The organism is Pseudomonadota bacterium (assembly GCA_018823135.1).
Taxonomy (GTDB): Bacteria; Desulfobacterota; Desulfobulbia; order Desulfobulbales; family CALZHT01; genus JAHJJF01.
In genome coordinates this window covers 49,593-71,385 of the sequence record JAHJJF010000016.1, presented here as the reverse complement: position 1 = coordinate 71,385, position 21,793 = coordinate 49,593, and the positions used below count along the sequence as shown (strand labels likewise).

Annotated in this window: 17 protein-coding genes and 1 riboswitch; of the genes, 7 read left to right on the top strand and 10 right to left on the bottom strand. The window is 48.1% G+C overall.

The genetic code is table 11. The features are described 5' to 3' along the window. Positions 1-45 precede the first annotated feature (45 nt). The 7 genes from KKE17_01380 to KKE17_01350 form a co-directional block, all read right to left on the bottom strand. Positions 46-954, bottom strand: coding sequence for an HNH endonuclease (locus tag KKE17_01380; GenBank protein ID MBU1708633.1), 909 nt, complete (start codon positions 952-954; stop codon positions 46-48). Beyond that, positions 954-1,190, bottom strand: coding sequence for a DNA cytosine methyltransferase (locus tag KKE17_01375; protein ID MBU1708632.1), 237 nt, complete (start codon positions 1,188-1,190; stop codon positions 954-956). The genes KKE17_01380 and KKE17_01375 overlap by 1 nt, the downstream gene beginning before the upstream one ends. 204 nt (positions 1,191-1,394) lie before the next feature. Then, positions 1,395-2,291, bottom strand: coding sequence for an ORF6N domain-containing protein (locus KKE17_01370; protein ID MBU1708631.1), 897 nt, complete (start codon positions 2,289-2,291; stop codon positions 1,395-1,397). A gap of 246 nt (positions 2,292-2,537) precedes the next feature. Further along, entirely contained in the window at positions 2,538-3,482 is a 945-nt protein-coding gene (locus KKE17_01365) for an aldolase catalytic domain-containing protein (protein ID MBU1708630.1), read from the bottom strand. A 78-nt stretch (positions 3,483-3,560) separates the two neighbouring features. Next, the gene (locus tag KKE17_01360; GenBank protein ID MBU1708629.1) at positions 3,561-4,199 is read right to left on the bottom strand and encodes a bifunctional 4-hydroxy-2-oxoglutarate aldolase/2-dehydro-3-deoxy-phosphogluconate aldolase; all 639 of its coding nucleotides are present in this window, start codon (positions 4,197-4,199) and stop codon (positions 3,561-3,563) included. Between the two features lie 34 nt (positions 4,200-4,233). Further along, a complete protein-coding gene (locus KKE17_01355; protein MBU1708628.1) occupies positions 4,234-5,052 on the bottom strand; it encodes an alpha/beta hydrolase in 819 nt (272 codons plus the stop codon). 226 nt (positions 5,053-5,278) lie between these two features. Then, positions 5,279-5,668: a PilZ domain-containing protein gene (locus tag KKE17_01350; protein ID MBU1708627.1), complete on the bottom strand. Its 390-nt coding sequence runs from the start codon at positions 5,666-5,668 to the stop codon at positions 5,279-5,281. A gap of 322 nt (positions 5,669-5,990) precedes the next feature. Here KKE17_01350 and KKE17_01345 point away from each other — a divergent pair, with 322 nt between their 5' ends. The 3 genes from KKE17_01345 (at position 5,991) to KKE17_01335 (ending at position 11,045) form a co-directional block, all read left to right on the top strand. Beyond that, positions 5,991-8,609 carry a hypothetical protein gene (locus tag KKE17_01345; protein ID MBU1708626.1) on the top strand — a complete coding sequence of 873 codons (2,619 nt, stop codon included), beginning with the start codon at positions 5,991-5,993 and terminating at the stop codon, positions 8,607-8,609. Between the two features lie 193 nt (positions 8,610-8,802). Then, on the top strand, positions 8,803-9,324 hold the full coding sequence (locus KKE17_01340) for a TIGR03546 family protein (protein MBU1708625.1): 522 nt from the start codon (positions 8,803-8,805) through the stop codon (positions 9,322-9,324). Then, a complete protein-coding gene (locus KKE17_01335) occupies positions 9,321-11,045 on the top strand; it encodes a TIGR03545 family protein (protein MBU1708624.1) in 1,725 nt (574 codons plus the stop codon). Before KKE17_01340 ends, KKE17_01335 begins: the two co-directional genes overlap by 4 nt. Before the next feature lie 45 nt (positions 11,046-11,090). Here the strand turns inward: KKE17_01335 and KKE17_01330 are convergent, their stop codons facing one another. The 3 genes from KKE17_01330 to KKE17_01320 all read right to left on the bottom strand — a co-directional run bounded on the left by KKE17_01330 (position 11,091) and on the right by KKE17_01320 (position 15,547). After that, the gene (locus KKE17_01330) at positions 11,091-12,218 is read right to left on the bottom strand and encodes a hypothetical protein (GenBank protein ID MBU1708623.1); all 1,128 of its coding nucleotides are present in this window, start codon (positions 12,216-12,218) and stop codon (positions 11,091-11,093) included. 144 nt (positions 12,219-12,362) lie between these two features. Continuing rightward, positions 12,363-13,988 carry a glycosyltransferase family 39 protein gene (locus tag KKE17_01325; GenBank protein ID MBU1708622.1) on the bottom strand — a complete coding sequence of 542 codons (1,626 nt, stop codon included), beginning with the start codon at positions 13,986-13,988 and terminating at the stop codon, positions 12,363-12,365. 149 nt (positions 13,989-14,137) lie between these two features. Continuing rightward, positions 14,138-15,547 (bottom strand): DEAD/DEAH box helicase, encoded by a 1,410-nt coding sequence (locus KKE17_01320; GenBank protein MBU1708621.1) that lies wholly within the window; start codon positions 15,545-15,547, stop codon positions 14,138-14,140. A gap of 296 nt (positions 15,548-15,843) precedes the next feature. Here KKE17_01320 and KKE17_01315 point away from each other — a divergent pair, with 296 nt between their 5' ends. From KKE17_01315 to KKE17_01300, 4 genes are all read left to right on the top strand, one after another. Continuing rightward, on the top strand, positions 15,844-17,058 hold the full coding sequence (locus tag KKE17_01315) for a diguanylate cyclase (GenBank protein MBU1708620.1): 1,215 nt from the start codon (positions 15,844-15,846) through the stop codon (positions 17,056-17,058). A 500-nt stretch (positions 17,059-17,558) separates the two neighbouring features. Continuing rightward, a riboswitch (cyclic di-GMP riboswitch) is annotated at positions 17,559-17,651 on the top strand. A 106-nt stretch (positions 17,652-17,757) separates the two neighbouring features. Continuing rightward, positions 17,758-20,088 (top strand): tandem-95 repeat protein, encoded by a 2,331-nt coding sequence (locus KKE17_01310; GenBank protein ID MBU1708619.1) that lies wholly within the window; start codon positions 17,758-17,760, stop codon positions 20,086-20,088. 245 nt (positions 20,089-20,333) lie between these two features. Then, the gene (gene pssA / locus KKE17_01305; protein ID MBU1708618.1) at positions 20,334-20,960 is read left to right on the top strand and encodes a CDP-diacylglycerol--serine O-phosphatidyltransferase; all 627 of its coding nucleotides are present in this window, start codon (positions 20,334-20,336) and stop codon (positions 20,958-20,960) included. Then, positions 20,957-21,772 carry a ZIP family metal transporter gene (locus KKE17_01300; GenBank protein ID MBU1708617.1) on the top strand — a complete coding sequence of 272 codons (816 nt, stop codon included), beginning with the start codon at positions 20,957-20,959 and terminating at the stop codon, positions 21,770-21,772. The genes pssA and KKE17_01300 overlap by 4 nt, the downstream gene beginning before the upstream one ends. The last annotated feature ends 21 nt before the right edge of the window (positions 21,773-21,793 follow it).

Below are 21,793 nucleotides of genomic sequence, written 5' to 3'. Positions count from 1 at the left end.
CCGTTACAAAATCCAAGATAGATCATTTTCCCTTTTCATTCCGAATCACCCTTTAAAAATATTCTCCCGGTGATAGTTGAGATAATGTTTATGCGGTCTCATGTCCGTGCGTTGCGGCAGAATCAGCCGCCGGTTTTCATTTATCAGACGCAGGGCGGTATCCGGCAAACGATCTTTGGCAATGAGAATGGAAAAATCATCATCAATCGAAAGAAGTCCGCGATCAAACATCCAGTGAACAGTGCCAGACAGGGCCATGCCGTTCCTGATGGAATCGGGTCCGTTTTTTGAAACCGGCTGAATATGGGCTGCCTGCACTTCAGCGCGGCCGCCGCCGTTAATGATCTTCAGGCCGGTCATGGCGCAGGTATCGTGATAAACTTCCTTGACCGTTACGGCAAAAGCAGCATCGCGAAATGGCCTGGCAACCACACTTTCAATAATAGAACGTTCGTAGGGCGGAGGCTCTTCACCAAGTGAATAAGCAAGTCCAGGCTGCAATTGAAAGTCGTATGCCGTGGCTTCCAAGACTTTTGTAAACCCTGCTTGGAGAATAAGGTCATATTCTCTGTCGGGAATTAATCGAACGGCGCGGCCAAATGCTCCTTTATTGGTTTTGCCGTCGTCCTTTTGTAGAATGCTCTCAAAATAATGCTGCCCTGCTTTGAATGGAACCGGATGGTCAAATTCAAGGTAATCCGAGATAAAGGCATAATAATGATTTGCAAGGTGGTAATCTTGTTCAATCCGCAAGATGCGGGCAATGGCAAAGTATGACTGCCTCCCGCCGTGGCTTGATAAGTCGCCGGTTGAGCGTCGCGGCTCGTAATAGATTATCCAGTCGCCGACTGCTTGCTCCATTTGCCGTAAATAAGTATGAGGAAAATGATAGCGTTCCTCCGGCAGGTCATCATAGGAGGGATCAACCTTGGTTGTCAGAACGGCCTTTGCCATTATCTCAACTCTTCAAGTCTTACACGGATCGGTACACGGAAATGTCCTTGCGAAAACTGCCGGAAAAAGCTTCGCAGTTCCAAGGTGCGGTGGGCGAAGTGGTCCTTTTCAACGGAAAGGCATATATTGAACACATCCCTGCCTTTGGCCTGAAAGGCTGAAAACCCTTCCGCCAGCCCACCCGGCCCGGCAAAAAGATCGATCACCGGGATTTTATCTTGAGAAATATACTTCATACCCTGTTTCCTGCTCCGACTATAATCTCTTGGGGGGGATGTTCTCTTGAACGAAAACTCGAATCGATTGAAGCGGCCCGCAGAAGAAAAGCAAGGACCCTCCGTGCCGAGAGGAATGCGATCGCTGTTCATGTTCAAGCAGACATGATTTTTTGTACCCTCGTATTCAATGGTTTGAGAATCTATCTGCCTGTGTCGCCTCTCTCACTCTTCCACCTTCACCATACTCTCCAGCTTACCAAGCATGTCCACTGCCCCGATCTCCATCTTCGAAAACGCGAACCATTTTTTCCCCAAATCTTTCAGGGAAGCGCCGACGTGGTAGATGATGGAATCATCAATAATCAAAAAACGGTCATGCGAACACCCGAATTCTTTTACTGAAACTGGCGGGTATTGTTCATTGAATTTTTTAATATCCAGTTTCAGTCGTCTTGATACTGTTTTTGTTATGATTGTAAGAAGAACATCTTTTTTCCGTTTCGAGAAAAGTGTCAGAACTGTATCGTCGATATAGTTGTCGATCAGAATAATTGATTTTCCAGCGGTACGTATTAGATCGGAAAAGAATCTGTACGCGTCAAATATCTGCCCCTCAAAGAAAACTCCCTGTTTAGGCTGAATTTCTTTACTCTCTATAGCATTAAAAACCTGCTCGAACTTTTCATCGGTTTCTAATTGCTTCCGTTCAATTTTTTCAAGACGTTGAAAAATTGCTGCATCATGTGCAAAAAATTTTCGCATTGCAACAAATGCCTGCATTATCTGTATACTTACATTGACAGCTGTTTCGCTGCGTAATACAGCTGACAGCATAGCGACTCCCTGTTCGGAGAAAACACAGGGAGGGGTTGAAGAATGTTTAAGTTTTTCGAACCGGTCACAATTTGTGACCAGTTCAGTTTTTTCGTTTTCAGTTAATTGAAATCTGAAAGCATCCGGGAATCTCTGCAAATTACGCTTAACAGCCTGATTCAATACTTTTGTAGAAACATCATATAATTCAGCCAGGTCTCTATCTACCATCACCTGCCTGTTGCGTATTGTGAAAATTCTGTTCTGAATAGCTTCCTGCGGTAATGTCGGCAAATTATCACTCATCGCAATTTCATCTTCCCCAGGTTCTCCGGCTTCCCAGACTTCTCACCATCCAAAAGGCAACAGCACCGCACCCCGACAAAACAAACTCCATTTGCTCGAAAGAGGCAATAGAAATTGTGGCATCAAATGGATAGAGGGACAGACATGAGCGAATTTTCTGCCCTGACTCCAGTGAAAAAATTACAAAAAAAGGGGTGGCCGGAAATCCGGACACCCCATGATATTGCTGATTTGTTTACCGCGCAATCAGGTGGCGGTGCTGGTCATCTGATCGTAGTATTCAACGAGATTCTCCCGATTCTCCGATTCCATGATCGCCATGGCGGTTCGGGGATGCTGGTTCATTGTTCCGGTAATCATATACGGAACATAATAGCCCCAGCTGATTTTCTTTTCCCAGGGAAGGATCTGCTCTTCAATGGCCTTGATAAGCGGCCGCACCCTGAATTTCGGATTTTTCAAAAATGCGATGAGCAGCTCAAGGGGACAGTTCCCGGCGCCGCGACCGATGCCGTACAGGGTGGCATCCAGATAATTGATTCCGGAAATAATTGCTGAAATGGTATTGGCAAATGCAAGTTGTTGATTGTTGTGGGTATGGATGCCGATTGTCTTGCCGGGCAGACTTTCCATATATTTTCTGGCCAGGGTATCGATGTCTTCAGAGTAAAAGGCCCCGAAACTGTCAACCAGGTAAATGACCGACACCCGGCTTTTGGAAAGATCACTCAACCCTTCTTCAAGTTCCCTGATCCCGACGGTGGAAACCGCCATGAGGTTGATCGTCGCCTCGTAGCCTTTATCCATACAGTGATGCGCCAGTTCGATGGCGGCATCAATCTGGTGGACATAACAGGCGACGCGGATCATATCAAGGGAGCTTTCGGACCGTGGCGGAATATCATCGTGAGCAACCCTGCCGATATCAGCCATGACTGAGAGCTTGATTTTCTTCTCTTCACCTTTGAGAATAGTCTGAATATCCTCTTCAGCACAGAAACGCCAGGGCCCGACCTCATCTCGTGAAAAAGCTGATTCCGAGCTTATATAGCCGATTTCCATATAGTCGACACCTGCCTCAACAAGCGCATCATAAACCTGACGAACAAATTTTTTATCAAACTGCCATTTATTCATCAACCCGCCATCTCTGACAGTGCAATCAATAACCTTTATCTCCGGTCTATACATCTTCTTTGTCTCCAGTACAGGTATTTAAACACAAGTGGCCAGACGCCGCGAACCTGTGTTGCGGGATAGAGTAAAAAATTAAGTTGCTGATAATAAACCATCTTTTATCTGGAGGCAACGGTCAATAAACTTTTTGACATTATTCCCGATATTTTCCGCATTTTTTCCCTGCAGTGCCTGTTTTCCGAAAAGGGCGGTGCTCACGCCGACGGATACTGCCCCGGCCCTGAAAAAATCACCGACGTTTTCAAAGGTCACGCCACCCACTGCCGCAAGGGGCAGGTCATCAAACGGCCCGAGCAAATCCTTGATATAAGAGGCCCCACCCAAAGCTCCACAGGGAAAAACCTTTATCAGATCAGCCCCGGCCCGCCAGGCATTATAAACCTCGGTGGGAGTCAAGGCACCTGCAACAATAGGAATTTTTTGCAAAACCGCAAAATCAATCACCGCAGTATCCAGATTCGGCGTCACCATAAACATGGCACCGGCATCAACCGCCGCCTTTGCTTCATCCAGGCTGCGGATCGTACCCATTCCCAAAAGTTTGCCTTGCGGCACCAGGGCGCGGCATTCCGCAACAATGCGTCCGGCCCCAGGAGTGTTCATTGTAATTTCAATTGCCTCAAGCCCGTTTTCAAAAGACGCGGCCATGATTTCTCTGAAAAAATCCTGCTCCACACCCCGAAGGATACCTATGACTGGAATGTTTTTCATTAACCCTCTGCTTTTTCTTCGCTTCTAGTACTGTTTAAAGATCAGCAAATCGCATCGCCGCATAAATTCGTTCTTCCGCAATGCTAAGAATACTATTATGCCCGCAATTGTCTACCTGTTTGTATATAATCCGGCTGCTCAATCCTGAGAGTTCTCGCCCCATGCGGACCGGAATCACTTCATCCTGAGTGCCATGAATAATCACGACATCGGGAAAAGACGTATGGTCGAAAAGTTCTCTCAGCCGCGCCCGGTTGTCATAATTTTCAAATAAAAGATAATTTAAAGGAATTCCTACGACCAGAGCTGCCATGTCCCTTAAGCTGCTGAACGGAGAAATCAGCACTACTTTTTCTACAGGAATTGTCACGGCATATTGAAGTGCTGCTGCCGCACCAAGGGAATGACCGACAACCGAGATCCGCCCCTCAAGGGTTCGAGGATCTGTTTGCAGATAGTCTGAAAGTTTTGCAACTGCCTGTCTGGTTGCCGTAAGAATTGATTTTGATGACGGCCTCCCGGCACAGAGGCCATAGCCGGGATATTCCATGAGCAGAAAACCCGTGGACTCCCTGGCGGAAAAGCCTTTGGCAAATCCATACCAGTCAAGGGCCACAGTGGCGTTTCCACCAAATATAATCCAGACCTTTTCCGGAAGCACGTCCGGATGCGCCTCGTCCGCATAATAAAATGATGTCTGAGCTCCCTGGTCGGTATCATATTCAAGCCTGACCATGCTTTCCATGGAGGCATCGCCCGGATAACCTCGCGGGTGATAGATCATTTTATGCTGGCATCCGAAAACAATACCACCAAGGAGAACCAGCAAACAAAGCAAAATGACCATCTTCATTCTCGAACTTCTGCCTTCCCGCCAATCGACTTCTTAATTATTGAAAAATCGAAATACTTCAGTGTTATCAGGGCAGCACTCTCTGTGATGCCCGAGTTGTCGCATAACAATCTACTGAATTCCGGCGGCATGATGTTAGAATATATAATCCCATGCCTTCTGGTCTGCTTTGGGGATAATCAAGAAACAAAAAATTCGGGACGAGATCTGCTTACAACGTCAATTATCAGTTCGCTTCAAAATCTATTTCCATCTCGCCTGCGGTATTCGCCCAGATAAAATACTCCAGATCGGACTTCTGCTGGCTTGACAAATCACAGAATTCGATGCCACAACGCCTGATTGTTGCCTGTGTGGTTGTAATGCTGTCTGCAAGAACGCAATCGGACACGGTTTTGATATGCATATTGTCCAGACAAAAATCATCGTCCCCAAAAAGCACGCCTCGTTCAAACAACTCCTTGGGCCAGCCTTTTTTTTCAACATAGCGAAAAGAAAGGCCACTCCGGCTGATATCAACAATCTGGCCAAACTTAGCGTTGACGGCAAATACTCCGGAAACCGCATGAAACCTTCTGTGGCGGCGCCTGTCTGTATTTTCTTTCCCTTTTTCCATGACACAAGCCCTCCGAGGCAGGATTGAGGAACAAATCGGGGTTCAAATTTAATTACAGCAAGTATATCCCGGCCTGTCAATAAGATTAAATCAAGAAAAGCCTTTTTCCAAGTCAATCACAGGGTAATACTTTTTTAGTAACAAACATCGTCATCGCACACAAAACAGTCGCCTCAACCTCCTGTTATGACTAAACAAAAAGCTAACGCCCCCTTTTCTATTAGCAAAGAGACCCACTTTATGATAATATTTCCTCTTTGTCATTTTTCCAGCAGACCGATACGTTCATATATCTCAACTCCTTGGAACTTCGCTAATAAACATGTCTGACAATAACCGCTTTAAAAGATTTGAAATCCCTGAAATCGTCCTCCACTGGGCCCAGGGCACGCCTTTCCTTATTCTTCTTATTTCCGGTGGCCTGCTGTTGGCGTCCAGGTTCTACAACATGGATGCCGCCACCTATCACCTTCTGACAAATATTCATAAAACAACCGCGGTCTCCTGGGTCTCCTTAACCCTTGTATCATATCTTCTCGTTGGCCCGAAACTCCACCTTGCCAACCTGAAAGAAATCCTCACCTGGGGCCTGGTGGATATCAAATGGATGGTTAACTCCTTCAGGTCTTTATACAATTCAGCTATTGAAATTCCTGATGCCGGCAAATTCAACACCGGCCAGAAAATTAACTGCCTCCTGGTCATGGGTTATTTTTTCGGCTTCGCCCTGACCGGCTTTCTCATGTGGTTTCGAGGAACAATTCTGGTCAGCTGGTACCTGCATGCTTCTCTCTTTTTTGCCGCCCTTTCCTCGGTTTCCGGGCATCTCTATCTCTCTTTCATTAATCCGTCAACCCGGGTCGGCTTAGGCGGTATTTTTCACGGCTGGGTTCCTAAAAGCTATATTGAGCACCATCATGCATTAAGTCTTCCTGAAGAAGAGCGGGAAGAAACAATGCTGCGGACCATGGGTTTCACCGAGGAACAACGAAAAGGCGAAGAGGAGTATCATAAAAAAGCAGTCGGCTCCTCGATGAAAGCGGAAATAATCTTCCTGATTACCACCCTTGTTCTGGGTGTTGTCGGCCTCTGGGTTTTCGGACACGGCCAGGAGGCCTCTCTTGAAAAAGGCTTTAACAATATCATCCGACCGCGGGAACTTTCCGGGGCGCATCAAACCAAGGAAATCCAGGGAAATTGCACTAAATGCCATGACTACACCGGTGACCTGAAAGACGAAAACTGCCTTGCCTGCCACAAGATTATCAAAGAACGTCTGGATGCAAAATCCGGGTTTCACGGAACCTTTGGCGAAAGCCGGTGCAGGCATTGCCATAAGGAACATCCCAAACTGAAAAAATCCTCGATTATCCCCTTTGATCCGGAAAAATTTGATCACACCCTGGCCATGTTCAAGCGTGAAGGCAAACACGCCGACAAAAAAATCAAATGTGACGACTGCCACAGGAAAAAACGCAAAAAAGCCTATCCGGGCGTATATTATATGGGATTAAAATTTGACAGCTGCGCTGATTGCCACACCGACCCGCATAAATCAAACCTCGGGGATAAATGCGAAACCTGCCATACGAATAATGCCTGGCAGGGTGAAGAATTAAAGTTCGACCATAACCGTGACTCCAAATTCAAACTGGAAGGCAAGCATGAAAAAGCCAAATGCATCGGCTGTCATAAACCGGACAAACAAAACGCACCCCTTGGCACCGCTGTCTTTCGTGGACTTAAGATCAAATGTGCAAACTGCCATAAAGATTTACATAACTCACAGTTCGGCGATTCCTGTCAATCCTGTCATACGATCTTTGAATGGAAGGGAAAAGAACTGAAGTTTGATCATAATCTCGATTCCAAATACAAACTGGAAGGTAAGCATGCCACGGCAAAATGCATTGATTGCCATAAACCGCCGCAACAATCAGATCCTCTGGCTGCTGCCCTTTTCCGGGGGCTGAAACAGGATTGTGCGGCCTGCCATAAAGACCCGCACAAATCAAATCTCGGCAAAGGCACTGAATGCAAATCCTGCCATAATTTCAAAGACTGGAAAGGAAATGAACTTAAATTTGACCACAATTACGATTCAAAATACCGGCTTAAAGGCAAGCACGCCAAAATCAAATGTATCGAATGCCATAAGCCGGCCAGCAAAACCGATCCACTGGCTTCTGCTCTTTTCAGAGGCCTTAAATCCGAATGCATCGGCTGCCATAAAGATCCCCATAACCAGAAACTCGGCGATGACTGCCTGAAGTGCCATGATTTCAAGGGCTGGGGAGGCGATAATCTTAAATTCGTGCATAACGACAATTCAAAATATATTCTTGAAGGCAAGCACGCCAGGGTTGACTGCAAAAAATGCCACAACCCGCAACCCGATAACAAGGCGCCGTTAGGCTCTGCACGGTTCAAGGACATGAAATATGAAAAATGTGATGATTGCCATCAGGATCCGCATAAGGGTGAATATGGCGCCGGTTGCCTTGCATGCCATTCCGTGGAAAGCTTTCCTCCCAAAAAAGCTGATTTCAACCATGACCGGCATACGAAATATGCCCTTGAAGGAAGGCACGCCCAGGTTAAATGTATCGACTGCCATAATCCCAGAAGCGTCAAGACCCTGGGCCCCATAACATTAGCAGGCTTTAAGAATGACTGTGGCGCATGCCATAAAGATTTTCATGATAAATTACTGGGCGAAGATTGCAAAAAATGTCACAGCCCATTGGGCTGGAAGGGGAAGAATCTGCTCTTCAATCATAATGTGCATTCGCGCTATCAAATTGACAACCTGCATGTCAAGGCAAAATGCACGGGTTGCCATTATAAGAATTATTACAAACCATTGAAAACCGCCTGCGAAGACTGCCATCCACAAGGCTCAAAAGTCTTTGTGCAGGGCAGCGCCGAACAGTCCAGGTAACAACAGTAGTATCCGCGTAAAAAAACAGCGAGATGCCGAACCAGTCTCATTCGGCATCTCGCTTCTCTTTTTTGCAGCCCAACACAGAAAAATCTTTCATTTCTTTCCCTTTTTGTAGTTAGCTTATATATATGCTCCTCTTCATACACTGAAATCTTCGGCACGAATCCCTGACTCCAGTGGAGGTTTCAAAATGCTGACCCTGATAGCAAAGCTCTTAAAAATTATTAATTCCGAATCCGATCCCGGCCAGATAAGTCTTGCTTTCTGCTTGGCGATGATTGCAGGCTTTACACCTCTTCTTTCCCTGCACAACCTGCTTATTCTTCTGCTCATCCTCATCCTGAGGGTTAACCTTTCAGCATTCATTCTGGGCTTGGGCGTTTTTTCATGTTTCGCGTATCTTCTTGATCCGCTTTTTCATGAAATTGGCCAGGCATTTCTTACTTTCCCTGCGCTTGAAGGTTTTTTCACCATACTCTACGGGATTACGCTGATGAGGCTTTTCGCTTATAACAACACCCTGGTTTTCGGAAGCCTGCTTCTGGCACTTATCCTCTTCGTGCCGCTCTATTTCGTTTTTAATGCACTTATCATCCGATATCGCGAAACCCTTCTTGCGTGGGTTCAGCAGACAAAGATGATGCTGATTTTCAAGGCGAGCAAGGTATATTCCATTTACCAATCATTGTCGGGATTCGGAGGTTCACAATGAAAAAATGGATTCGATGGCAGGGATTAATCGCATTTGGTGGCTTCTGTCTGGTTATTTCAATTGCCTGGTTTCTGCTGATTGACAGCTTCATTGTCAGCGTCATTGAACGTTACGGTTCCGAAGCACTGGGAGCTAAAGTTGAGGTACAAAGAGCCAATCTTTCCCTCTTTCCCCTGGGGCTTGAACTGGAAGAACTTGCATGCACCAATCCTGATGAGCCCATGAAAAACGCCGTGGAAATCGGCAACGCAACAATGTCTCTTGATCTGCCTTCTCTGCTGGTTCGAAAAGTCATAATTAATACAATGCAGATGACCGGCGTGCGCCTCAATACCCAACGAAAAACCTCCGGGGCGATTCCCGGCAAAAAAAGCCCCCCGAAAAAAAGCAATGACACCCCGGGAAAAACTTTTTCCATGCCCGCCTTTGACACCCCGGATGTCAAAGAAATACTCGCCAGGGAGCAACTTGACTCAATCAAACTCGCTGAAACATTTCAAAAGGATATCAAGGCGGAACAGGATAACTGGAAAAAGCGCCTGACCGAACTTCCCGACGAAAATAAGCTTAAAGGATATGAAACCCGCATCAAAAACCTCAAATCCTCCAGCCGCGGACTTGGCGGAATATTGGGTGCGACAAAGGATATCCAGATTATTCAAAAGGACCTGGATAATGATTTAACCCGCATCAAGGACGCCCAAACCCTTCTTGACACAAACCTCTCTTCTTATCAGAAACGCATTGATGCAATTGCCAAGGCCCCGGCAAAAGACTTTGAGCGTTTAAAGGAAAAATATACCTTTTCCAGTCAGGGCCTGGGCAACATGACCAATCTCCTCATTGGACCAAAAGCGGAAAACTATCTGACAAAGACCATATTCTGGTATGAAAAGCTTTCGCCCCTCCTTGAAGGGGGTGCTGCTTCCAACAAAGACAGGCAACCGGAAAATATCCGCGGCAAAGGGGTGTTTATTCATTTTGATGAAAACAAGCCCCTGCCCGAATTTCTCGTTCGACACCTGCAGACTGAAATTATTACTGATTCCGGAACCTTTTCCGGAAAAATATCAAACATCACCAATCAGCAACAGATTCTCGGGTCTCCCCTGGAATTCAATTTCACCGGGCAGAACCTTAAAAAGATTGAGGCATTAACCCTTGCCGGCGTTCTTGATCATATTGATCCGCACAGTTCGCAAGACACCATTTCCCTCGCAGTTACAGGACAGAAAACAGATACGGTGGTTCTTTCAGATAATAAGAGTCTGCCCCTTGCCATGGAACAATCCACCGCAAACATTACCATTCGCGCATCTCTCCAGCAAAGGAACTTGAATGCCGCTTTTGATGTTGTATTGAAGCCGGTGAAATTAACAACTTCCGAAAGCCCGGAATCAGGAGCGGTCATTCAGGCCTTTGCTGACGCCCTTTCTGAAATTTCAAAGCTTTCGATCTGGGGCTCCGCCACCGGCACCCTGGATGATTATGATATCAAGCTCTCATCCGATCTTGATGAATCCATGAAAAATGTTGTGTCAAAGGCATTTACTAAACAGGCAAAGAAATTCGAGGACGAACTTCGGAAGGCGGTTGTTGCCAAAACTTCCGGGGCAATCGGCCAATCCCAGAACGAGCTGGGAAACTTTGATGCAATCAGCAAAGAACTGACCACCCGCCTCAACCTCGGTTCGACCCTCACCACAGGCGGCCGGTTCTAGATGATCCATCCTTCTTCTGGTGATTGGAAGAGCACAGACCCTTTCTCAGGCTGGATCCTGATACAGTTTTTTGATTGCGGCGCGGAGTTGAGTGGGACGGACCAGAACCAGTTCGATTTTCTGGCCCTTTACGTGTTTTAGTAAAACATCTTTGATGGCCGGAACATCCGGGGCCAGGGTGGCTACCACCAAAGTAGTTTCGTCCTGCGAGATCGGCAGGACCTGCAGTTTCGACACCAAATCTTTGGGAAGCTGGGACAGGGCTTTTTTAGAAAATGTCACCTGTCTCAAGTCAACAAAAGGCATTCTGAATTTTTCCGCAAGCCCCATAAAAATTTTATCTTCCTCAAGTAGCCCCTTTTCAATGAGGAATTGACCGATCCGCTTCTTTTTGAATTTTTCCTGAACAACCAGGGCTGCACTCACCTGTGCTTCGCTGACCAACCCGGCCTCTACCAGAATTTTCCCGGCCTTGACATCTTTTGGGTTTTCGTCATAGGCTTTTTGGATATGCTTCTCGACTAAGGAATAGGGGATTTTGGTCTGCTGGGCGATGATCTCCCCCAGTTTTCTTTTTTTAAGTGATTGAAATTCAGTAAGCGCCTTTTCGAAGCTGTGTATTTCGATCAGGCCTCTTTCAATAAGGATCTGCCCGAGATATCTTTTCTGATAACGATGTCTCATGTTGATTGCCGGAAAGAACGAATATTTGCATTTGGTCTCTTCTTCAGCAGCAAAACCGAAAAAACCGGTTTCCATGTTTTGATCCGCCGCAACGTATTCCTGGTATTTGCTTCCGGAAACGGTCTCAATCACGTCTATCTGGCAGGCATCGCTCAACTCGGGAAATTCTTTGGGCATATTCGCTATTCGAATACAGCTCAGATCGTTCAAAGACAAAATTCGTTCGGGGTTGACTCCTACAGCCATCACCGTGATATCGTTTCTTGTCGGGTGGAACAAAACCGCCATGGAAATATCTTCCCTTCTACCGTCAAGATACTCAAGAACCGCCAGAGAACCAGCGTTCCCAGAACTGATGCCAAACAGTTCATCATAAAGATTATCAATGGCTTTGACATCCAGTGCTTTGTCAAACAACTGGTCGTAGACATTGTCTTCAATCTTTATGACCTCTTTTTCTTTATCCGATTGTTTTTTTGGTGCTTCCATTTCCTTTACCGTTCCTTGTACACCCGATCATTCACAACCCTTTCTCAAAAAAAGCCTTACAGCTTAATTAAAACATGCGGAAACCATTTACCAGAAAAAAGATGCTGCCGGTCAATTCACAAATCATCCTGCTCATGCAAGAAATCATTGCCCGGATTTGCGGGAGATTAGAAACAACACACTTTTGGCCTCCGGGGAATCCGCCCTGACTTCAAGGATTTTCCCGTAGGTTTTTTTTGCTTCACCGTAGGCTCCGAGCCTGAGCTGCAGCCGGCCCAGACGTTCAAGGGCCCGTAAATACTCAGGATTAATCTCCAGGGCTTGCCGGTATGATTCCACGGCTTTTTCGGGGTTATTTTTCAACTCATAGGCGATTGCCTCATCCACATAGGAATGCCCGAAATTAAACGGCTCGAACACCGGGATACTCACCCAGACCAGGATAATTGCGGCAGCCCCGAGTTTTATGCCGGCGGAAAGGGCTTTGTTTTCCTTAATATTGGAAAGCAGACTCAGCGTCCCATATCCCGCAGTAAGGCAAAATAAGGGAATCACCGGCATGCGGTAGCGGGAAAACACATAAAAACCAAGCACGGAAACAATATAGGCAAGCTGTGAATAAAACAGGAGGTTGGTCTCAAAGCGCCGCTCCCGGAACAACGCGACCATGCCGACAAAAAAGAACGGCCCCACAAGATAAAAGGATACCGGCAGCAGGTTGAGGACATGGGAATATTTTTTATGAAAATAAAAGTTATGGTTGTCCGGCATCTCGTAATTATTAAAAAACAATCGGAATTTCGTCCAGGTAAGCCGCAGAAAGGCTGTCGGGTTCTCGCGGATAAAAGCCATGCCTTGTGCGAACCAGTATTGCGAGACTTCTGGGGGGCTCAGGGTTTTGCCGAGCCTCCGCTGCGCCTCATTTTGAAAATCCAGCCTTTCATACAGGGGATCCGGCCGCACAAACGGCAGTCCGATATAGGTCCCGGTGGCCCGAGGGTTCTGGCCGATAAAAAAATTCTGGCCAGCCTGGGCGGTGGTGACGACCAGGGAACCGCTGACATAATAATTTCTGAGCACCACCGGAAAGAGAATCATCACTGTGCCCGCCGTAAAAAAAACTGCAGAAACAACCCCTTTGCGGATCTTGCGGAAATCAGAAAACACCAGAACCGCAACAATCACCGGCGCCAGCAGCAGAAAATTCGCGCGGGTCAGCACCGCAAGTCCAAAGCAGATCCCGGCGCCGATCAGGCTTCGCCACTGCTGTTTACTGCCCCTGAAAATAATCAGCAGGCAGAAACAGGCCATACATAAAAAGGCTGAAAGGCTTACCTTGAGAAGAAGCCCGTCAAAAAAAATCGCCGGGGCATAGAATGCAAAGAGAGTTCCGCTGACAAGACCTGTATTTTTTGAAAACATTTGTTTCCCTGCCAGATAAATCATCGCCGCAGTAACCGCGCCAAGCAGAGCTTGAAGGAGATAGATCAAGACAAATTTCTCGCCGATGAGGGTATAAACCATCGCCAGAAAATAGGGATACAGTGGGTCCTGGTAGAAAATATCCTTGCCGATCCAACCCTGGCTGACAATTGATTTCGCCCAGGAATGATAGGCCCCGAGATCTCCGGGCAACACATCAATAAACGGGCTGTTCTGCGATATGAAAAATATATGCAGCGCCCTGACTGCAAATGCTGCCAGGAAAAGTATCGCTGCGGTCCTGTCAAAAAGCCGCTGCCCTTGAAATATGTTATCTGTTGCCGGCATCTGATTTTGTCTTCACTTTTTTAACGGTATGAACCACAGCCCCTGTGGCGGAAAAACAAGGCCCCGAACCGCTGACAATCTCAGCAGGCGGGAATGCTGTCCTTATCAAACGCCTTTTTATCTTACAGGGGAAAACTCCGTGCTGTAAATCATTCCCTCATAGAAAACAGCATTTCCTGAATATCTTCCTCATCCTCAAACACCTGCCTTCTCTCCCTGGCGGATTTCTGTAAAAGTCCGCATTGGTCGATATAATCATAAACAACAGGCTTTTTCCCTTGTTCCGGCCGCAAGACTCTTCCGACAACCTGGAGAAGGCGGCCGGTAAATTTTATCGGCGTGGTGAGAATAAGCACCCGCAATCCCGGACAATCAAATCCTTCGCCGATAAGCTGGAGGGTTGCAATAAGAATATCCACTGCACCATTATGAATCGCCTCGACAAGCTGCGAGCGCTCATCGGCTTTCATCTTGCCGGTGAGCATCGCGGTCCTGAAACGTCCATTGATGTCGCGCTCGGCAATCCCCTTGACCAGGGCTTCACAATGAGCCACCCGGTCACTCACCACCAGCACGGTGCGCCGACCCTTCTCCGCCTCAGTCAATATATCCTCTATTATGCGCTGATTGCGAGTTTTGCTGCCGGTGAGTGCCTTCATCAGATCCTGATAATCGCCGCGGTAGACATATGTAAATCCGGTTTCCTTCTGGATAAATTCCGGCTTCAGCACGGCTCCGGAGCTTTCAAGCTCCTGCGGGTCGATGCGCCAGGCGCGCTCGCCGAGATAATAATAAATCAGACAGGTAAGGCCGTCACGCCTGTAGGCCGTGGCGGAAAGGCCGAGCATGAAGCGGCAGTCAAAGGCGGTGACCACATCCGTAAAAAGAGTCGCAGGAACCCGATGGCATTCATCGACGCAGATCTGGCCGAATTGCCCTGGCAAATCCTGCAGCCGCCTTCTTGCCGAATTAACGATGGCAACGGTTATGGGCTGTACATCAAAATGCCCGTCGCCGATCATTCCGGCCCTCATGTCCAGAAAGGTCTGAATTTTTTCAACCCACTGGTAAAGAAGCTCTTTGGTGTGCACCAGGATCAGGGTCGGCTGTTTTCGTGCAGCGATAACAGCCAGGGCGATTACGGTTTTTCCGGAACCGGTCCCTGATTCCAGGACGCCGAATTCGTTCTGCAGGACTTCATCCCGCGCTTTTTTCTGATATGGTCGAAGCTCGCCGATAAAGGTAAAATTTATCTTTTTGACTTCTCTTCGCTGGTCCTTGATCTGCAGGCGCTCCGTCCCCAGATAGTTCCTGCAGGTATACACCGCCTGCCTGGCATAACCCCGCGGAATGATCAGGCTGCCGTCAGGCTCTTCTCGAAAAAAATAAAGCTGTGGCTTTAAACGTTTGCCGACCCAGCGCCCGTATTTTTTGGCATCACGGTATTGCGGATTTTCGCAGGTGAGTTTTGTTGTAATGATTTTCCTAAGCGGTTCCGGGGCCCCGGAAATCGTGCATTCCGCCCCAACGCTTAAAATTGTCGTGTTGTCTTCAGCCATCAGATACAACTCTCATGAAAACATTCTCGTATCTTTTTAAAAACCTGAAAGCTCCTGGCGATGCAGAAGTCATGACTTCTGGCAACAATGCCCGGGCACACCCATGAAAATTTAACCAACACACATCATACACTGGCGGACACCGTCAGGCAAATCTTCAATTGACGCTCGTCGTGGCATTCATTGTCAATCATTTCACTAATAAATCCCGGCCGCATACTGTATACTTCTGCTGGTCGGGCTTTTGCGAGAACCTCCAGCTAAAAGGCAGTTAAAAAGGATATTACTGAAAATAGATGATTCGAATATTTCTCTCCCTGTTCATGCCCGGCGGTTTGCTTCTTGCTGCCGCCTTGTTTCTCATCAGCCTGTATATGCATGAAGTCTGGACCCCGATCCTGCTCAAGCTTTTTCCCATTGCGGTCCTGGGCGCCGGGGTCTTCTTCGGTTGGCGCTTCAACCGGAGCAGACTGGTCTTTGCCGTTGCCCTGCTCTTCCTTGCCGACCGTCTCCTTGGAATGTCCGAACCGAGTAAAATCTTAAGCAGCCACCGGTCTTTTGTGTTTACCAGCGTCTCCATCCTGCTCCCGATAAATCTTGCGATTCTTTCCCTTCTCAAAGAACGCGGCATTTTCACCGTTCGCGGCATACTGCGAATCTGCTTTATCCTCATCCTGCCCGCAATTCTCTTCCTTGTATATCACTTTCGCCCGGAAATATTGAACCCCTTGTTGTTTCAACCCATTCCCGGCATCAGCTTTTTCAGCTCCTTTATTCTTAAACAACAGGCCGTGATTGCCTTTTTCATCTCTCTGATTCTTGTTGCCCTGGTCTATTCCAGGCAAAGAGGGACATTTGAAATGGGATTTTTCTGGGCGATCATCGCGGTTCTTTTCGCGCTGATTCAGGAAAAATCAGGCGCCGCGCATCTGCTTCTTTCCACCGCCGGGCTGATGCTGATCGCCGCGGTCATCGAATCCGCCTACGGTATGGCATTCCGTGACGAACTTACCGGACTTCCCGCCCGCCGGGCCTTGAATGAATCATTTTTAAAACTGCCCGGTTGTTTCACGGTTGCCATGCTGGATATTGATTTTTTTAAAAAATTCAATGACACCTTTGGCCATGACGTAGGAGATCAGGTTTTATGCATGGTGGCTTCGCGGATATCCAAAGTGAGCGGCGGCGGCAAGGCCTTCCGGTTTGGCGGCGAAGAATTCACCGTGCTTTTTCCAGGAAAAACCGTGGAGGACGCCTTGCCGCACCTTGAATTCCTGCGGGAAAAAATCGCCGAGACCGATTTTATTGTCCGGGGTTCGGACCGCAAAAAGAATAATGCCAGTCACCGCCGGAAACAGGCCTGGATTAAAAAAACCGCTTCGGTAACGGTCAGTATCGGGGTTGCCGGTCAGGAAAAAGGAAAACCCCAACCACAGGCAATGATCAAGGCCGCTGACAATGCCTTATACAAAGCAAAAAAACAGGGCCGGAACCGGGTTGTTGCAGGATAGCCACCTCATCCTCAGAACCAGATATTAAATCATTTATCCCAGAAATACCCCCGCTTTGTGGAGAGCGGAATCAATATATCCGATAAAATTATCACATCAGCCAGTTTCGCCCGCACTTCATTTTGATTCAAAAATAAAGATCAATTCTGCTGTAACAATTCCTCCAGTTCAGTCCTGCGAAACCACAGGACCTGGCGCATTTGATAATTTAAAATGATGATCCCTGGCGTTCGTGGCGCCCCTTTCTCCATTTCACAATAATCAAGCGTTCACTGTCAACATCGGTGACACTATTCCCCTTTTTCCTGATCCGGTCCTATCCCTTGATGAATATCCATTAATAAGAATCCCACGCCCCCCACCCGCAATTTCAGCCGGAACGCCTTGAACCGCAAGACATTACAAAAAGATAAGGCCCATAATTATTTTCCATAATGTGTCAATCTGAACAGCAAATGGCAGCTTGGCATCCATTTTGCTGTGTTTCACATCCAGTAAAAACTTGAAAAAGGCACATCGTCCGAAAGGGCGAGCCGCAAAGCCACCAGCCTAACCCCTTGGACTATCGAGGGTATGGCAGCGGGGTTGCCAAGCAGCTCAATACCTCCTGGTACGGCTGTAAGGCCGAATATAACCAGTGAGGATGTTGAGATGAAACCCGTTCGATTCCCAGTACAAATCTGTTTTTGGATGTTCGCTGTGATGTGTTCCGTAAGCCTTGTGCTTTTTCCTGCCATGGGAAATGCTGCTGAGAGCAAAACGGCTACCGTAACCTGGAATTACGGCCAGATTCCCGGCCTGGCAGGGTTCAAACTGTTTCATCAGGGAGAATTCCTCTGCCAGACCGACAACCCGGATGACCGGGAAATCTCATGCCCCATTCTAGTTACGGTTGAAACAAATGACTTTACTTTGACCGCTTTCGATATAACGAACAATGAGTCCGCGCCATCAGAAGTTATCACTGTTCTGTACAGTTTTACCGCGAGTAATTCTGCTCCTGTTGCAGAAAACCTATCCTTTTCCGGTACAGAAGATACGGTCCTGATCAATTCCCTTGCGGCTTTTGATGCTGACAACGATGTCGTCAGTTTCACTTTAGTCGGCTTAAGCTTCAACGGTGTTGTTGAACTCATTGATCCTCTTTCCGGCCAGTTCCGTTACACCCCGAATCCTGATTATTCCGGCACTGACACCTTCACTTACCGAGCCAATGACGGCACCGCCGACTCAAACCTTGCAACGGTGACAATTACGGTTACACCTACAAATGATCCACCGGTGGCTGCGGCTGATACTGCAACAACTCTGGAAGATTCTGCCATTACAATCGCCGTACTGGCTAATGACTACGATGTTGACAGTGACCCGCTTTCTATCGTCGGGGTGAGTCTGCCTGCATCGGGCTCGGCAATCATCAGCAACAGCAATATCATCTATACTCCGGGATCTAATTATTCCGGACCGGACTCATTCACCTACCAGCTTTCCGACGGCAAACTTATTGTGCAGGGAAGTGTCACTATCGTGGTGCAGGGCGTCAACGACGCACCCGTTTCATTTAACATGAGCATTGCCACAGAAGAGGATACTGCAGTCTTCGGCACCTTGAGCGCAGCCGACATTGACGGCAGCATCCTTGCCTATTCCCTGGTCAGCAACACCGTTAACGGCGAGATCGAGCTTCTTGATGTGATTTCCGGATCTTTCAAATACACCCCGGCCGCCAACATATTCGGCCAGGATTCATTTACTTTCAAGGCGTCTGACGGCGGAGCCAATTCAAATACCGCCACAGTCACACTTTATGTCTCCCCGCTAAACGACTCACCAGTGGCAAACTCCGGGCCGGATCAGAATGTAATGATGGGTGATTCGGTGATGCTTGACGCCTCAAACAGCTATGATATCGACAGCGCAATAACTGCAATCAAATGGGTACAGATTGGCGGACCAAACATCATGCTTTCAGATTCAACAGCAGTGCAACCGTCTTTTGAAACCTCGGAACTGACTCTTGAATCCTCATCTCTGGCCTTCCAGGTTACCGTTACCGATTTTGAGGGGGCGCAGTCTCAGGATACGTCCATTGTCAATGTCTCCTGGATCAATGCGGCACCGATTGCCGAGGCCGGAAATGACCAGACTGTATTTGAAGGCGAGGAGGTCGTGCTTGACGGTTCTCAATCAACCGATCCGGATGACGGGATTTCCGTATGGAGCTGGAGCCAGATTTCCGGGCCAATGGTGGCGTTGCTCGATGCATCAGCTCCCCAGGTCAGTTTCATCGCCCCGGACAGCAACATAACCGGCGAAACCCTGGTTTTCGAATTATTAATCATTGACGCCGGCGGCCTGCAGTCTCTTGATACTATCCGCGTTAACGTCTCATGGATTAACGAACCGCCGGTGGCCAACGCCGGCCTGGACCAGACAGTAGACATCGGCGTAACCGTCCTGCTCGACGCCACCTCTTCCTCTGACCGAGATGACGGAATCCAGTCTGTACAGTGGACCCAGACCAGGGGAGTTCCGGTTACCCTTTCAAATCCGGTGGCTTTCCAGACAACCTTTATTACCCCGGAAATGCAGACCCCGGCCGAGCTCGAATTCATGGTGACAGTGACCGATTTTAGCGGCCTGCAGCAGGCTGATGTCGTGACAATAACTGTCATGGAAAACAATATCACTCCGCAAGTCATTATCAGTTCGAACACCATGGGTCCCGCTTCCAGGGGTCGCTGGGTTAAGGTCTATATCGAACTCCCGGACGGCTATAATGTCGAAGAGATTGATATCGACACCATTACAATGAGCCACATCAACGGCATTGAACAGGACCCACCTCTGGAGACCCAAGGACCTGCGGAAATCGGTGATACCAACAATAACGGTGCCCCTGATCTTATGGTAAAATTCGACCGCCAGGGGTTTTCACTGCTTCTCATGAAGGGCGACAACATGGCCACGATCAGTGGCAGACTTTTTGACGACACTCTGTTCGAACAGACGGCCCTGGTTGTGTATTGATGACCTGATATTTTCTTTAAAAAAATGGTCCTAGCTGGTTAAAGCTGAAGCTCCCCGCAGCCGGAAAGTGAAAACTCCGAGCTCCGGGGAGTTTCAATATTCAGAAAATTATACAAAGCCAAGACTCAGGGGCCTGAATCTGGTTATTACAAAGACCTCAGCATGTCATGGAATAGTCATCTGCCAAGCTTGATACATTGACGGCAGGCTTGACAAGTGGGCATCCGCAACTATAAACTACAGGGATGACAATACATAAGCCCCCCAGGCCCTTATCAATGATTCGTGAGTTCCATCTTGCCGACTGGTTTACTCTTGCCAACGCTGCCTGCGGCATAGGAGCGATTTTCTCAACAATGACTTACCTGCAGACCGCCGGGATCCAGCACGTCTATTCTGCCTGTGCCCTGGTGTTCGCCGCCCTGGTATTTGACGTCCTGGATGGCCGCATCGCCAGATGGCGTCAGAAGTCATCGGCAATGGGTCGGGAACTTGACTCCCTCGCCGATGTCATTTCCTTCGGCGTCGCGCCGGCAATTATTGCCTACGGTTGCGGCATGCAGGGCCTATACGACCGCATCGTGCTGGCCTACTTTGTCGCCTGCGGGGTATCACGCCTGGCTCGTTACAACGTCACCGCCGAAACGCTGTCCGAGGGCAGCGACAAGGTGAAATACTTTGAAGGAACACCTATCCCGACCTCTCTCCTCCTCGTCTTTCTGCTGGCGATCGCAGCATGGTTCGGTGCTGTCCACCAGGACCTCTGGTTCGGACAGGTCAAAATTGCCGGTTTCAAGCTCCATCCCCTGGTCCTGACCTTTGCCCTCTCCGGTTCCCTGATGATCAGCCGAATCCGTATACCAAAGATATGAGTGATTTCTTCCTACAATTCAATCCTGTAACCCAGGCGCTGATTGCCACACTCTTTACCTGGGGGGTCACTGCTGCAGGTGCGGCACTTGTTTTTTTTACAAAAACCATAAATCAGAAGCTTATGGATTCAACCCTTGGCTTTGCCGCCGGCGTGATGATTGCTGCAAGTTTCTGGTCTCTTCTCGCCCCCGGCATCGAGATGGCGGAACAGTTAGGGCATACCCCATGGCTGACCGCAGCCATTGGATTCATGGCTGGTGGAATTTTCATGAGACTGACTGATAAATTCTTGCCACATCTTCATCCTGGACTGAGTATTGATAAAAGTGAAGGGGTAAAGACCTCATGGCAACGAAGCACTCTTCTGGTGCTTGCCATAACCCTGCACAATATACCTGAGGGACTCGCTGTCGGCGTTGCTTTTGGTGCTGTGGCAGCTAATCTCCCTTCTGCGACAATGGGGGGCGCAATTGCCCTGGCAATCGGGATCGGGCTTCAGAATTTCCCTGAAGGTACTGCTGTATCCATGCCGTTGAGAAGAGAGGGGATGTCTAAGGTGAAAAGTTTTTTCATGGGGCAAGCTTCCGGCATGGTGGAACCCATTGCCGGGGTTGTCGGTGCATTGTTTGTCCTGAAAATGCAGAACATCCTGCCATACGCGCTCTGCTTTGCTGCAGGCGCCATGATTTTTGTCGTTGTGGAGGAACTCATCCCGGAATCTCAAAAAAATTATGCGACCATTGATTTAGTCACAATGACGACAATGACCGGCTTTGTGGTAATGATGATTCTCGATGTGGCTTTGGGATAATGGGTCAAAATTTATAAATTA

Bases quoted from the DNA above. Each gene is read 5' to 3' on its own strand.
- KKE17_01380 (MBU1708633.1), bottom strand. From the start codon at position 954: ATGGCAAAGGCCGTTCTGACAACCAAGGTTGATCCCTCCTATGATGAC.
- KKE17_01375 (MBU1708632.1), bottom strand. From the start codon at position 1,190: ATGAAGTATATTTCTCAAGATAAAATCCCGGTGATCGATCTTTTTGCC.
- KKE17_01370 (MBU1708631.1), bottom strand. From the start codon at position 2,291: ATGAGTGATAATTTGCCGACATTACCGCAGGAAGCTATTCAGAACAGA.
- KKE17_01365 (MBU1708630.1), bottom strand. From the start codon at position 3,482: ATGTATAGACCGGAGATAAAGGTTATTGATTGCACTGTCAGAGATGGC.
- KKE17_01360 (MBU1708629.1), bottom strand. From the start codon at position 4,199: ATGAAAAACATTCCAGTCATAGGTATCCTTCGGGGTGTGGAGCAGGAT.
- KKE17_01355 (MBU1708628.1), bottom strand. From the start codon at position 5,052: ATGAAGATGGTCATTTTGCTTTGTTTGCTGGTTCTCCTTGGTGGTATT.
- KKE17_01350 (MBU1708627.1), bottom strand. From the start codon at position 5,668: ATGGAAAAAGGGAAAGAAAATACAGACAGGCGCCGCCACAGAAGGTTT.
- KKE17_01345 (MBU1708626.1), top strand. From the start codon at position 5,991: ATGTCTGACAATAACCGCTTTAAAAGATTTGAAATCCCTGAAATCGTC.
- KKE17_01340 (MBU1708625.1), top strand. From the start codon at position 8,803: ATGCTGACCCTGATAGCAAAGCTCTTAAAAATTATTAATTCCGAATCC.
- KKE17_01335 (MBU1708624.1), top strand. From the start codon at position 9,321: ATGAAAAAATGGATTCGATGGCAGGGATTAATCGCATTTGGTGGCTTC.
- KKE17_01330 (MBU1708623.1), bottom strand. From the start codon at position 12,218: ATGGAAGCACCAAAAAAACAATCGGATAAAGAAAAAGAGGTCATAAAG.
- KKE17_01325 (MBU1708622.1), bottom strand. From the start codon at position 13,988: ATGCCGGCAACAGATAACATATTTCAAGGGCAGCGGCTTTTTGACAGG.
- KKE17_01320 (MBU1708621.1), bottom strand. From the start codon at position 15,547: ATGGCTGAAGACAACACGACAATTTTAAGCGTTGGGGCGGAATGCACG.
- KKE17_01315 (MBU1708620.1), top strand. From the start codon at position 15,844: ATGATTCGAATATTTCTCTCCCTGTTCATGCCCGGCGGTTTGCTTCTT.
- pssA (MBU1708618.1), top strand. From the start codon at position 20,334: ATGACAATACATAAGCCCCCCAGGCCCTTATCAATGATTCGTGAGTTC.
- KKE17_01300 (MBU1708617.1), top strand. From the start codon at position 20,957: ATGAGTGATTTCTTCCTACAATTCAATCCTGTAACCCAGGCGCTGATT.